9 protein-coding genes and 6 pseudogenes are annotated in these 13409 nt (G+C 59.4%); 14 read left to right on the forward strand and 1 reads right to left on the reverse strand.

Annotation, left to right across the window (positions count from 1 at the left end):
• Positions 1–583 (forward strand): annotated as a pseudogene (locus AC0L2Y_RS33815) (Ulp1 family isopeptidase); the annotation flags it as partial.
• A 217-nt stretch (positions 584–800) separates the two neighbouring features.
• On the opposite strand, the gene AC0L2Y_RS33820 reads toward AC0L2Y_RS33815, so the two are convergent.
• Positions 801–1883, reverse strand: coding sequence for an IS1595 family transposase (locus tag AC0L2Y_RS33820; protein ID WP_473562235.1), 1083 nt, complete (start codon positions 1881–1883; stop codon positions 801–803).
• 270 nt (positions 1884–2153) lie between these two features.
• Between AC0L2Y_RS33820 and AC0L2Y_RS33825 the strand changes: the two are divergent.
• From AC0L2Y_RS33825 to AC0L2Y_RS33885, 13 genes and pseudogenes are all read left to right on the forward strand, one after another.
• Positions 2154–5105: pseudogene (locus tag AC0L2Y_RS33825) on the forward strand (Tn3 family transposase).
• A gap of 128 nt (positions 5106–5233) precedes the next feature.
• Positions 5234–5428 (forward strand): hypothetical protein, encoded by a 195-nt coding sequence (locus AC0L2Y_RS33830; RefSeq protein WP_473562236.1) that lies wholly within the window; start codon positions 5234–5236, stop codon positions 5426–5428.
• 21 nt (positions 5429–5449) lie between these two features.
• Complete coding sequence (locus AC0L2Y_RS33835; protein WP_473562237.1) at positions 5450–5746, forward strand: hypothetical protein; 297 nt, start codon at positions 5450–5452, stop codon at positions 5744–5746.
• Positions 5747–5812: 66 nt separating this feature from the next.
• Positions 5813–5902: a hypothetical protein gene (locus AC0L2Y_RS33840; protein WP_473562238.1), complete on the forward strand. Its 90-nt coding sequence runs from the start codon at positions 5813–5815 to the stop codon at positions 5900–5902.
• 88 nt (positions 5903–5990) lie between these two features.
• Positions 5991–6185, forward strand: a pseudogene (locus tag AC0L2Y_RS33845) (hypothetical protein); the annotation flags it as partial.
• A gap of 926 nt (positions 6186–7111) precedes the next feature.
• On the forward strand, positions 7112–7354 hold the full coding sequence (locus tag AC0L2Y_RS33850) for a hypothetical protein (RefSeq protein WP_473505955.1): 243 nt from the start codon (positions 7112–7114) through the stop codon (positions 7352–7354).
• Positions 7355–7573: 219 nt separating this feature from the next.
• Entirely contained in the window at positions 7574–8872 is a 1299-nt protein-coding gene (repC, locus tag AC0L2Y_RS33855; RefSeq protein ID WP_473505953.1) for a plasmid replication protein RepC, read from the forward strand.
• 355 nt (positions 8873–9227) lie between these two features.
• Positions 9228–9428 carry a hypothetical protein gene (locus tag AC0L2Y_RS33860; RefSeq protein ID WP_473562239.1) on the forward strand — a complete coding sequence of 67 codons (201 nt, stop codon included), beginning with the start codon at positions 9228–9230 and terminating at the stop codon, positions 9426–9428.
• Positions 9429–9443: 15 nt separating this feature from the next.
• Positions 9444–9908: pseudogene (locus AC0L2Y_RS33865) on the forward strand (IS110 family transposase); the annotation flags it as partial.
• Positions 9909–10204: 296 nt separating this feature from the next.
• The gene (locus tag AC0L2Y_RS33870; RefSeq protein ID WP_473562240.1) at positions 10205–10378 is read left to right on the forward strand and encodes a hypothetical protein; all 174 of its coding nucleotides are present in this window, start codon (positions 10205–10207) and stop codon (positions 10376–10378) included.
• Positions 10379–10506: 128 nt separating this feature from the next.
• The gene (locus AC0L2Y_RS33875; RefSeq protein ID WP_473562241.1) at positions 10507–12432 is read left to right on the forward strand and encodes a recombinase family protein; all 1926 of its coding nucleotides are present in this window, start codon (positions 10507–10509) and stop codon (positions 12430–12432) included.
• 26 nt (positions 12433–12458) lie between these two features.
• Positions 12459–12820: pseudogene (locus tag AC0L2Y_RS33880) on the forward strand (transposase); the annotation flags it as partial.
• A 228-nt stretch (positions 12821–13048) separates the two neighbouring features.
• Positions 13049–13273, forward strand: a pseudogene (locus AC0L2Y_RS33885) (transposase); the annotation flags it as partial.
• Positions 13274–13409: the final 136 nt, after the last annotated feature.

Below are 13409 nucleotides of genomic sequence, written 5' to 3' on the forward strand. Positions count from 1 at the left end.
ACTGGACGCGACCACCGTGGTGACACCCGTCATGGCGCAGCAGAACAACGGTGTTGATTGCGGCGTCTTCGTGGTGGGCGGCACGCGTGCGCTGGTTCGGAGATTGGCGAACCAAGAGTGGCCGGAACGGCAGCGGCCGCTGCACCTCGACGACCTCGTTGCCGACCGGCAGGCGCTGCAAAACCGACTGAGGCAGGGCCGCTTGCCGCACGAGCTTGCCGCAATCCCCGCGGAAGCTTTTGCAGCAGCCGGGTCGCAACAAGCCGTGTTGCAAGAGCAGCAAGCCCGACAAGTCGCGCCAGCGCCGTTTGACCAGCACTTGAGCAAGTCGCCCGAGGCCCAGGGCGAGCTGACGAGTACACTTGACAGGAGCAACACCGGGGGCGTCATCATCAACACTGAACACTACACAGCGCTGTTGAGACCGGCGAAGAGGCAGAGGACTGAGAATCCGCAAAGCCTCGCCGTGGGACGGCAGCCGAGCGAAGCAACCACAACGTCCATCAGGCAAGCCTCCGATCAAGCCCGAGCGGACCTGATGGCTTCCTTCAGAAGCAGAGAGCGCTCCGACGCGGGGCGTTGAGGTCGATTGCGGATGAAGCAGAACAGCTCTTTTGGCGACGGAGAGGCTGATGCGATCCCCGGACCGGTAGCTCTCGCCGTAATTGATGAGGCTGGCATTGTTGGAAGGCGATTGTAGGCTTGGGACTCGCCGATCCCCAGTCAGGCGGCGCTGAGACGGATCGCCGACCTCAATAGGGGTCAGAACAAGAGCTGTGCAGAATCGTACGCAGCCTTTATCAACCAAAGGCAGCTACGGTAGATTTGATGATGATTCCTCCACCCAGGCTTCGGCGCATCTGACGCCCCGTGGCGGCGCGAAAGACGCTCAGTAGCTGCAGCGCCGGCGGCACGCGCGACCAGATGGTCCTCAAGACTTCTCGACCATGCCGGGTTTTCCGAACGGCGCTCCCGGACACCACGCGCTGTGACCATCGGAAGCCAACCTCGTGGAAATACAGGTCGGCATGCTGCGGGCTGATATGATGAAAGACGCCGGCGATGGTACGGCGGACGCGGGAGTTGAAGCCCTCTACCGAATTGACGTGGACGGCGTCGCGAACATACTCACCACTGGAATGCTTCACGGTCTCGTGCTTGGCAAAGCTCTCACCAATGGCCATGAATGCTTTCCACTCGTCGCTCATCAAATGAGCTCTCGATTCGATCTGCGCTTCAATGACGCGTTCGCTTGCTCGCGCTGAGAGACCGGTCACGACCGCGGCACGCGCGTCACCGGCCGGAGCGCCGGGCGTGACGTCGGTCGGCCGCTGCACCATCGCCATAACCGGCGCCTTCTCCGTATTCGCCTGACCTTTCCGGCCCCGTCCCGAAGGTGGGTCATCCGGCCGCTTTCGGGGACTTCCCCCGAGATGGAAATGATCGATCTCAACCGTGCCGTCGAGCATGTTTTCCCGCGCCACCATCAGCCGAAGTGCGTGACCCATCCGCCAGGCCGTCGGCTGGCTCACTCCAAGGATCTCGGCGAGCCGTACCGAGGACAAGCCCTTATCCGATTGCAGCAGCAGCCACATGGCCTTCAACCAGACACGCAAGGGCAGCTTGGTCGAATGCAGCGGGGTATGGGTCGTCACGGTGAACTGGAACCGGCAATCGCCGCTGGAGCATTGATAGAGACCCGGTCGCGCACGCCGCTTGCCGGTATCGCGACCAGCAAGCGCGATCGAACGCTTGTAACCACAGGCCGGGCAAATCCGACCATCCGGCCACACCATGCTTTCCAGCAACCGACGGCAATGCTGCTCATCCCCGAAGGCCACGATCATCTCTTCAACGGTCCGGATACTGGAAAGGGCAAGCATCGATTCAAGGCATTCTCATCTCCTTCGGATCAGGTCAAAGAATCCCATGAAACACCGCGTACTGCAAGGGGATTGCTGTCTCTGCTTGATAAAGGCCTCGTACGCTAAGAACGAACGAAGCGTGAACCGGGTTTGCTTATGTCTCGCGATTTCCGGGGCGCGCCGTCTGATCCCAGTGGAAAACCGTGGAAGCAGGATAGCTGCTATTTCCACATCCAGTCTGCTCGGCAACATTCAGCGGCAGTTGGTGTTGTGTGCGGAGTTTGAGCAGTGGCCAGGCGCAAGATTCTCGGGGCTCAGGATCGACGGGAGCTTTTCGATATTCCGGCTGATGAGGACAGCCTGATCCGACATTATTCATTGTCCGCGGCTGATCGCCTCGAGATCGACCTGCGCAGGCGCGAGCACAATAAGCTCGGCTTCGCTGTTCAGCTTTGCGTGATGCGACATCCAGGTCGGGTGCTGGCGGCAGGCGAAATTCCGCCCGGCGCGATGCTGAAATATGTCGCCGACCAGATCGGCGCCGATCCCACTGTGTTCACAACCTATGCCCGCCGGGAAGAAACGCGTCGCGATCACATTGCGCGCCTGATGATCTGCCTCGGCGTCAGAAGCGCGACAGCTCAGGATCGTCGCGCCGCGCTGTTGACGGCAGTGGAGGCGGCCGCGATGTCCGACAGCGGCGCTTCGATTGTGAATGCCATCGTTGCCACGCTGCGAGAACGCGGAGCACTGTTGCCCGCGGCAGAGATCATCGAGCGAATGGGTCTTGCGGCTCGTGCCATAGCTCGCCGCCGCGCGGAGGAAGCGCTTATCGAAGGTCTGGCCCCTGAGAAGCTGCAGGCGCTCGACAAGCTGCTCGAGGTTGATGCGGCGATCAGTCAGACCCGCTTCCATTGGTTGCGGTCGGCGCCGGAAGCGCCCGCGGCTTCAAATCTGATAGGACTGACCGAGCGGATTACATTCCTGCGCACGCTTGGAATCGATCCCGGTTTACGGGCGCGCGTGCCTTCCGGGCGGTGGGACCAGATGGTCCGCGAGGGCAATGCCACGCCGGCGTGGCTGGCCAACGACTTCAATGCGAGCCGTCGTCACGCCCTGATCGCCGCGCAGGTGATCAAGCTCGGCGAGAAGCTAACCGATGACGCCGTGACGATGTTCATCAAGCTCATCGGGCGGCTGTTCTCCCAGGCGCACAGCCGCAAGAACCGGCGGCACATGGACCATCGGACAGACACCTCCAAGGCCCTGCGTCTTTTTCCTCGATACGATGTCGGCGCTGCAATCGGCCAACGATCGGGGTCAGGACGCACTTGAGGTGGTCGACCAGAAGGTCGGCTGGCATTGCAGCAATGGTCGAGGAAAATGAGGCATCCCCGCTGGTCCTGGCGGCCGAGCAGCATAGTGGCGTCATCAAATACGCGACGGCGTTCCTGGCGACCTTTACGTTCCGTTCAGCGCGCCGCCACGACTCCTTGCTCACAGCCATTGCGATGCTCCGAAGGCTTCATTCGGAGGGACAGCGTGCACTGCCCGAGCGTGTTCCGACCACCCATCTCAGTCCAACCGATCGGAAACTGATCTTTGGGCAGCAGAAGCCTGATCGCCGGCTCTATGAGATCGCCACGCTCGCCGCATTGCGCGAGCGCCTTCGCTCGGCGGATATATGGGTAGAGGGCAGCCGCTCGTTCCGCCCGATCGACGAGCACCTCATGCCGCGATCTACGTTCACCACGATGAGGGAAGATGATCGGCTTGGCCTGGGTGTGGGCAGTGACGTCGCCGCCTGGCTGAGCGAAGTAAAGCAGGTGCTGGACTTCAATCTGAAGCGCCTGTCCTATCGCGCTCGCGCTGGTAGGATCGAGGGTGTTCGCGTTGAGGCCGGATCGCTGATCGTGACGCCGACCGTCGGCGACGTTCCTGCGGCAGCCGAAGAACTGAACGCAGAGATCAGCGAGATGTATCCGCTGGTCGAAGTTCCTGATCTCCTGAGGGAAGTGCATAATTGGACGGGCTTTGCCAATCACTTCACACATGTCCGCACAGGCGACGCCCCACGGAATGTCTCTGCCATGCTGGCCGGCATCCTGGCCGATGCAACCAATCTCGGTCCGAAGCGGATGGCCGGCGCCGCCAAGGGCATCAGCGCCCATCAGATTGGCTGGATGCGCACGTTCCATGCCCGATCGGAAACCTATCGCGCCGCTCAGGCCTGCATCACCGACGCACATACCGGTCACCCACATTCCCATCTGTGGGGCAACGGAACGACCGCGTCGTCCGACGGACAGTTCTTCCGTGCGAGCGACCGAGCGGCAAAACGCGGTGACGTCAATCTGCACTATGGCAGCGAACCGGGATCGAAATTCTACAGCCACCTGTCGGATCAGTACGGCTATTTCAGTATCTTGCCCATCAGCCCCACTGAAAGCGAAGCGGCCTACGTGCTCGATGGCCTGTTCGACCAGGATACGATCCTGGATGTGCAGGAGCATTTTACTGACACTGGCGGCGCGAGCGATCACGTCTTCGGGCTGTTCGCCCTTATCGGCAAACGCTTCGCGCCGCGGCTACGCAACTTCAAAGATCGAAAGTTCCACACATTCGAGAAAGGCGACGCCTACACGGCGCTGACGAACCACATCGGCGCACCGATCAACACCGCGTTGATCCTTGATCTTTGGGATGACCTGCTACACCTGGCGGCGTCGATCACGACGCGTTCCGTCGTCCCCTCGACAATCCTGAAGAAGCTCTCGGCGTCTCCGAAGGAAAGCCAGTTGGCCAAGGCGCTGCGGGAACTCGGCCGGATCGAGCGATCACTGTTCATGATCGAATTGTATTCGAGCCCGGCCTTGCGCCGGCGGTGCCAACCCGGCCTCAACAAGGGTGAGGCAGCGCATAAGCTCAAGCGCGCGGTGTTCTTCCACGAGCGCGGAGAAATCCGTGACCGGTCATTCGAGAGCAAGGCGTTCCGCGCTTCCGGTCTCAATCTCGTCGTCAGCGCCATCGTCCACTGGAACACCGTCTATCTTGACCGCGCAGCCACGCACCTGCGCATGGCGGGTCGGACTATCCCGAATGACCTGCTCAAACACGTCTCGCCGCTCAGTTGGGAAACACATTAACCTCATCGGCAGCTACACCTGGGATTCTGAGCACCAGATGCCCGAAGGCTTTAGATCGCTTCGCTTGCCGGCACCAATCCGACGGGCGGCATGATCTGTTCATATCCGTTCGACCTTAGCGTACGATTCTGCACAGCTCTTGTTCTGACCCCACCTATGGTGTGCGTCGATCGGCTTGAAAGCGCTTATCTGTCGCGGTGGATCGGCAGCAACTGGATAGATATGAACCTCTTCAGCATAAGCCCTGAACTTGTGGTGATCGATCGTGACCAATTGCCCCTGATCAAGCTCTTGGAGAGCAAAGGCCTCGATGTGGCGCCGATGAAGTTACGCCACGCCAGGATGATGGGCGGCGGTTATCACTGCGCGACGTTAGACGTAAAGCGACAAGGCGAGATGGAGTCGTACTTCGATTGAGTGCTTTGGCGGAGCCGGAAAATGTCAGTCGAAAAAGTTAGAGCCTACGAAGAATGCGAGTCGGATGTTCGATCCTACTGCCGTTTTTTCCCGTTTGAACTGGAGACCGCGGAGAACGCGATTGTCACTTTGTCCTCCGGCGAAAAATATATCGACTTCCTTTCGGGTTGCGGGTCGTTAAACTATGGGCATAACAATAACACCATGAATGAGGCGCTTCTACGCTATGTTTCCATGAATGGGATTGACCATACATTGGATTTTTATTCGACATCCAAGAAATCCTTTATCGAGACGTTCAAGAAAAAAATACTGTAGCCTCGGAAGCTGGACTATAAGAGTCAGTTTACGGGACCGACCGGAGCCAATGCGGTTGAAGCCGCCTTGAAGCTGGCTAGAAAAGTCCCTGGGCGCACGAATGTCATCGCCTTCACCAATGGATTTCATGGTGTTTCCTTAGCGCCCTCTCCCTAACCGGCAATCGGGCAAACCGCGCTGTGGCCGGCCTAGCATTACACGGCGTCACGCGTGCTCCGTATGATGGGTACTTTGGTCCGCAGTTCGATACGGTTCAGTGGCTAGCCTGCAGCGATTTATCTCGATCTTCTTGGCACTCAGAAATCTCTTCGTCACCCCGCATCAAAAACGATCCGCCCTGACCACTCACATTCACCGCATCCGCGCAATAGCGCATTGGACAGCCGTGCCGGGCGCGGTTGCCTGTCTGGGGCAGTTCGATCACCGCTCGATAACGTGACAACTCCCCTCGGCATAAACCCGCAACAACAGCCGATTTGGACGTTTCCCAGATCTCGTTAGGCAAACCGGTCAAGCCTGAGCGCCTGCAGTCTGCCCCGGTCACAACGATATGCTTCAACCTGCTGTTAACCTTAATCCACTGGACGCGGGCGAAGAATCGTGTCCTAGCTATTTCTGGGTAAGGGCCGACATGTCGCATCTAGACCGACACGGAGGACAAATCGACAATGGCTGTGCTTGCGGCAACCAGAGTGCAGAACGTGAATCCGGCCGACAAGATCGTTCGGCATGCTGACATTCTCTTCGAATATCTGCAGGCGCGGCGCCAACAGATGTATCCGCTGAACGCACGGAGGAGCCTTCGGAACTTCATGATTCACGAGGTTTCACGACTGGCCTCCACTCCTGAATCGACACTCGAGCTCATATCCAACGATGGGAAGGGCCCGGTCCCTGTCCGCCTTGAAACCAACCATTGTGTATATACGCTGGCACAGATCAAAGGCCGTCGGGAGCTGTTTGCGGCTCATCGGACGGCCGAGGCACTGAGGCTTCTGCCGCATCGGCGAGATGGCGAGCATTGCAGAGTCTGGCCGGAGCGAATTTCAAGGGCGGCATTGCTAAGACGACGGGCGCCTACCTTGCGTACCGTTTGGCGCACAGCTGTTCGAGAAAAATGCAGTCGGTGCCAGTCCGTTGCTGCGATAGGGACCGAAGATGTCTCGTTCATATTCCATAAAGTTCGATTTTCCCGGGGTCAGCGCGATGCCTGGGAAATAAGTGGTCGAATAATGTCAGAGGTGGTGACGCTCGTCAGATCATCTCTTTCTGCTGCACGCCATTTTCCGGCTGCACGCCAAACATTCGGACAGTAATGTGCTTGAGCATCTAGATTAAGGCCAGAACAAGTTAGCCATTGAGCGGGTGAAGAAGCCGCCGCCGCCGCCGTGCCGCAGCGAGAAGGAGATTAAGGGTCTAGCCGAAAAAGTAGTCGGCAAGGCGACATTCTCCGGCGGCGACATCAAGCTCTCTATTGTGACAGTATATGCGCCGGCGTTTGGCGATTCCGTCGAGGAAGAGCTGCAAATGCTAATACACAGGTTTTCCGCCCGCCAGGGCGAGGGGATAATTTCAGCGCTGGAGGGCGGTCTCGGCCGAAAACCATAGGATAGCGCAACAAACATAGAGGTAGCATGCGGTAAAAAAAGGAGGCCCTGAGACAACTTCTCAGAAGCCTTTCGCGTTCGCTTGGGTGACATTGAGAATCTCACTTCCGCGATTTCACGGTCAACTTCCGCGATTCAAGTCAGTCAAGAGTCTCCATGAGGAGATCTGACACCATTTTGGTGAGCGCTTTCGCTTTGCCAAAAGCTAGAGGGCAGAACCATGACGGGACATATAGCGACGACGCCCTTTGGGCGGCGAACGATGACGCTTGGCCAAATTGCGAGCCAGGTGAAGGCAAGAGCGGCACCGAAGGATGCCGCCGTTCACAAGTGGCAGACTTTTCAGCATATCAGAGAGGCCCGAGATCTCCTCGGCGCCACGGACCGCGCTCTGGCGATTCTGAACGCGTTGCTGTCCTTCCACCAGGAGACGGTTCTCACGGGTGATGGCGATCTTATTGTCTGGCCGTCGAACGAGCAGTTGATGGCGCGCGCCAATGGCATGCCGCCTACAACGCTTCGCCGGCATCTCGTCGTTCTGGTCGAATGCGGTCTGATCATTCGCAGGGACAGTCCTAATGGAAAGCGATATGCAAGGAAAGGTCGGGGAGGCAAGATCGAGCAGGCCTTCGGCTTCGATCTGTCGCCGATCGTCGCGCGGGCAGCCGAGTTCAAGGACATTGCGGATGCCGCCCAGGCCGAGAAGCGCGCATTCCGTCTCGCAAGGGAACGACTGACGCTCTTGCGACGGGATATTGTCAAGCTGATCGATACCGGCACCGAGGAAGGCGTGCCAGGCAATTGGGACCGGGTGCAGCAGAACTACCAGGCCATTAGCAGCCGTCTGCCGCGCTCTGCTCCACGTCAACTCGTCGAAAGCATCTGTGAAGAGCTCGAGGTGCTATGGCGTGAGATCCGTGACGCGTTGGAATCGTTTGCGGATTCATGGAATACGGACGCCAATGAGTCCCATTTCGGTCGCCACATACAGAATTCAAACCCAGACTCCAATTCTGAATCTGAAAGCGGCACAGGAGAAAGAAAGGAAGCGGGCTGCAGCGCCGAAGGTACTGACAATCTGCGGAGCCAGCCAAAGCGGGATTTGCCATTGGAGATCGTGCTGTCCGCCTGCCCGAACATGCGGGAGCTCGCCCAGAGCGGCGAGCTTGGCCACTGGCGGGATTTCCTGGCCGCGGCCGAGCTTGTCCGGCCCATGTTGGGGATCAGCCAGAGCGCCTGGCGGGAGGCCAACGAGGTTCTGGGCGAACGGCAGGCGGCGATCACGGTGGCCGCGATTTATCAGCGCGCTGATCAGATCAACAGCGCCGGCGGTTATTTGCGTAGCCTGACGGACCGCGCTCGGGACGGGAAATTTTCGACTTGGCCGATGGTCATGGCGCTCTTGCGCGCCAAATTGGATGCCGAAAAGACGCTCTCGAAAACCTATGGCAGGGCGCCTAACGATGGCGTTCGGAATGAAGGAAACGCTTCTGATAGCCTGCGCAGACCGAAATCATGATGCTGCATGTTTTTTTGAGCCCGCGTACCGGCCGCCGTTTCCATTGATCCAGCCAGCGCCCGGGTCCGGCCGGGGGCTTATTCGACGCCGCAAGACCGTTGAACGCCTCAAGCAGCGCATCAATGATCGCCTGGCCCGAGCCCCTATCGTGTCTCACCGATTTGGGCTTCGTTTGTGACCTGAGACCCTGAACTTCCTCCAGATTTGGGTAGAGTCCGTCGATCACGGAGACGGACGATGCGACCCTCGCGGTTCACGGAAGAGATGGGGTATTCGGTTCAGCTCGTTGAACGCCTGGCCGCTTTTCGGATCATGACGTTTGTCTGCAGAGCCGACCTGGCAAGAGGAGATCGGCATGAGCGTTTATGCAGGGCTGGATACTTCACTCGACGCTGTAGCTATTTGCGTTATCGCCGAGACCGGCGAGATGCTATGGCAGGGAAAGGTGCTCGGTGACCCGGATGCCGTGACGGCTGCACTTCAGCGATGGCGGGACGATCTAGTTCGCGTTGGCTTGGAAGCCGGTGCGACATCGGAATGGATCGGCGGACACTAGGTCGACGAGGGCTTCCCTGTCGTGTGTCTCGAGAGTCGACATGTCAAAGCGGCTCTGGGCGCGATGACGGTGAAGACGGACCGGAATGACGCGCAGGGGATTGCACAGATTGTCCGCACAGGTTGGTTCAAGGCAGTTCATCTGAAGTCCGCTGCCGGCCAGAGGCTGCGCACGCTCACCGCCGCGCGCAAGGCTGCCGTCAGGGCGGCCACTGCCAACGAGCAGGTCATCCGAGGCTTGTTGCGTCCCCTGGGGCTAAAGATTGGCGCCGTCACGCGCGTTCGTTTCGAGGCGAGGGTTCGACAGCTAGTCGGAGCGGATCGGCTGTTGCTGGGTATCTTTGAACCGCTCTTGCAGATGCGCAGGTGTCTGCGCGAGAACCTGGCGGATCTGCACCGGCTCGTCCTGAGAGCGGTTCGAGTGGATCCCATCTGCCGTCGCCTCATGACCATGCCTGGCATAGGGGCAACAGCTTCATAATACCCGCTATCAGTCGGGCGAGACGATTATCCGTTACCGATTCCATCCCCGTTACGGGGAAACGGTTACTGTTGCCGGGCGCAATCGTCGTGGTGACGAGGTCAGTCTGACCATCCGCCAGCCTGACGGCACCCTGGCGCATCTGCCGGTCTGGATGACGGAAGATCAAGCGGAGGCGATGATGATGACGGAGCGTCCCCGTCTGCCGCTGGCGTATCTGCACGAACTTCGTCTTGAGCTCGATGCCTGTCTAACCTTGCTGCAGGACGATTCCCGTCACGAAGGAGGAGACAAGCATGAAGCAACGGCAACCCTGTCACCGCCAATTCGATCTCTTCGTGCCCAAGACCTCACCAGTACTGGTAGCAGCGTCCGAGCGGACGAAGCTATTGCCACTGGTGAGCGCGCTGCTGTCGGAAACACTCAGCGTCTCCGCAGTGACGGAGGCCGGCGATGAAGATCACGTCTGACCACCTGGCGCGCGGCGCCTTCATCTACATTCGGCAATCCACCGTCGATCAGCTTGCCAACAAATCATGAGAGCCGGCGGCGTCAATATGGACTTGCCGACCGTGCCCATGCTCTTGGCTGGGCGGATGTGACAGTCATCGACGACGACCTTGGCCGCTCGGGGTCGGGCGTCAGTCGTCCGGGCTTCGAGAAGCTGTTGGCAGCGATCTGTGAAGGCCGCGTCGGTGCCGTTTTTGCGATCGAAGTGTCGCGTCTGGCGCGCAATGGACGCGACTGGCACACGCTGATCGAATTTTGCGGACTGGTTGGCACGGTGATTGTCGATGAGGATGGAATCTATGAACCACGCCATCCAAACGATCGGTTATTGCTGGGCATGAAAGGGACGATGAGCGAACTCGAACTGTCGCTCCTGCGGGCCCGTTCGATGGAAGCCTTGAAGCAGAAGGCACGACGGGGCGAGCTCTTCTTCACGGTAGCTGTCGGCTATATGAAGGTGGGCCGCGACAAGATCGAAATGGATCCAGACCTGCGTGTGCGAGAGGCGATCGGGTTGGTCTTCACCCGCTTTGCCGAAATGCAAAGCATCCGCCAGGTGTTCTTGTCGCTTCGAAGCGACCAGATCGTGCTGCCGTACCTCAACTCCAAGAACTCCGGACAACCGCAGGTGCTGTGGAAGCTTCCGGTCTATGCGACGGTGAGCAATCTTCTCACCAATCCTGTTTATGCCGGCGCTTACGCCTTTGGCCGAACCGGAAGTCGAACGATAATCGAAAACGGCCGCAAGCGAATCATGCGCGGCCGTCGCAAAGATCGCTCGGATTGGGCTGTCTTGCTCGTCGACCATCACGAAGGCTATTTGTCCTGGGCAGAGTTTGAAAGGAACCAACGGCTGATCGCAGACAATGCCAACGGCAAGGGCATGATGGTGCGCGGGCCGGTGCGCAAGGGGGAGGCTTTGCTCGCGGGCCTGCTGCGTTGCGGCCATTGCGGCCGCCGCCTGCTCGTCAGCTACAACGGCACCAAGGGCGATGTCGGCCGCTATAAGTGTGATGCCACCCGAAGCAACCCTGGCGGTGATCCCTGTATCTCGTTCGGCGCACTGCGCGTCGACGAAGCGGTGGGTGTCGAGATCGTGCGGTTGCTGCAGCCGCTCGGCGTTGAAGCGGCCATCCAAGCGATCACACAGTGCGAGCACCAGTCTGGCGAAAAACAGCGCCAGATCGAGTTGGCGCTCGAACAGGCGCGATATGAGGCAACCAGGGCGCACCGACAGTATGACACGGTCGACCCCGACAATCGTCTGGTAGCTGGCGAACTTGAGCGGCGGTGGAATGGCGCGCTCGCGAGCGTACGCGCTCTCGAGGAAGAATTGGAGGCCCTGCTGCGACAGCGGCCGGCAGCTTTGGGCGTCGAGGAGCGCCAGCGTCTGTTGCAAATGGGGGCCGACCTGGAGGCCGCCTGGCATCATCCGGCGGCCACTGCCGTCACGCGCAAACGTATCGTCCGGGTCGTGTTGCGCGAGATCGTGGCACAGGTCGAGGGTGATCAGATTCATTTGTTGTTGCATTGGCAGGGTGGCGATCACACCAGCCTGACGGTGAGAAAGAACCGGCGGGGTCAGACGCGGTGGTCCGTCGAGCCTGAGACGGTGGAGTTGATCCGCGCCTGCGTACGAATGATGCCTGACAAGGCCATTGCTGGCATGCTCAACCGGATGGGAAAGCGAACAGGTCGATCGAATGGATGGACACAGTCGCGTGTGCGGGGCTTCCGCAATACACACGACATCGCGGTCTACAGGGATGGCGAATGGGCCGAGCGCGGCGAGGTCACGTTGACTGAAGCCGCCAGCATACTCAATCTGAGCCCTGCGACGGTCCTTCGCCAGATTCGCGCCGGCATCATCCCTGCCCAGCAATATTGCATGGGCGCACCTTGGGCTATCAAACGAGGAGATATCGAAGATTCGCATCTGATCGAGCGGATCAAGTTGTGCTCCAAGGGGCCGCCATCATCAGATTCGGATCAGAAGACCCTTGTCTTTCAATAGCGTAGCGAGATGGGCATTATGACGTGGGACCAGGACCCGTCACCGCGCTCACCTACAGGGCAACGATCGATGATCCCAGCGCTTCCGCCGATCCAGATCGGTCGGTGCGTCTCTCGGCCTCAAACCGCGAAGATACCAGTCTGGAGAAGTCGACAGGGTCGGTCGCATCACCAAAGTGGGTGACAGTGAGACGCGAACGGCCTTGTTCGAGGCGGCAAACGTCATCCTGCGCCCGACGACCCGATGGTCGAGCATGAAGGCTTGGGCAATGAAGATTGCCAATCGACAGGGTGCCCGACGTGCGAAGGTCGCCCTGGCCAGACGAATGGCAGTCACCCTTCACCGCATGTGGGTTGACGAACAGGATTTCCGTTGGTCGGCAGCGTAGGCTGAGCTGTCCACGGAATAGCGAGCGCTCGATGCAGGGCGGGGTCCGGACGAGTTCGCATGATCTGTCGTTGCCGCTTCCCGAGCACGCCGAAGAGCTTTGAACCGATCGGACCCACGGACACCGTCATGCCGGCGGCTGCGTGCCGACCGCGAACAGAAGCAAAGAACCTGCATCGAACGTCACGCCTTGACTGGAGGACACCGAATACAGAAGCAGAACATCGGGATGCTGAAGGAGCAGGAGGCCGGTGCGAAGACGGCGGATGTCTGCCGCAAGCACGGCATCTCGGCAGCGACGTTCTACAAATTCAAGGCCAAGTTCGGCGGGATGGAGGTGTCCGACGCCCGTCGCCTGAAGGCTCTGGAGGACGAAAACGCCCGGCTGAAGAAGCTCCTGGCCGAGCAGATGCTCGACAACGCGATCCTGAAGGATGTCGCCGCAAAAAATGTATGGTCCGCCCCGTCCGTGCAAGGGTTCGCGACATCGCCGATGACGATTCCAGTTGCATAAATGTATCCGGCCTCTCGCGAGTGGACTGCTGTTGCAGCCAGGCCATGATGAGATCCGCGCACGCCGTTCCCAATAA

This window comes from Mesorhizobium sp. WSM4830, assembly GCF_055811495.1.

Coding starts and splice junctions, on each gene's coding strand:
- AC0L2Y_RS33860 (WP_473562239.1), top strand. CDS start 9,228: ATGAGCGTTTATGCAGGGCTGGATACTTCACTCGACGCTGTAGCTATT.
- AC0L2Y_RS33870 (WP_473562240.1), top strand. CDS start 10,205: ATGAAGCAACGGCAACCCTGTCACCGCCAATTCGATCTCTTCGTGCCC.
- repC (WP_473505953.1), top strand. CDS start 7,574: ATGACGGGACATATAGCGACGACGCCCTTTGGGCGGCGAACGATGACG.
- AC0L2Y_RS33820 (WP_473562235.1), bottom strand. CDS start 1,883: ATGCTTGCCCTTTCCAGTATCCGGACCGTTGAAGAGATGATCGTGGCC.
- AC0L2Y_RS33830 (WP_473562236.1), top strand. CDS start 5,234: ATGAACCTCTTCAGCATAAGCCCTGAACTTGTGGTGATCGATCGTGAC.
- AC0L2Y_RS33835 (WP_473562237.1), top strand. CDS start 5,450: ATGTCAGTCGAAAAAGTTAGAGCCTACGAAGAATGCGAGTCGGATGTT.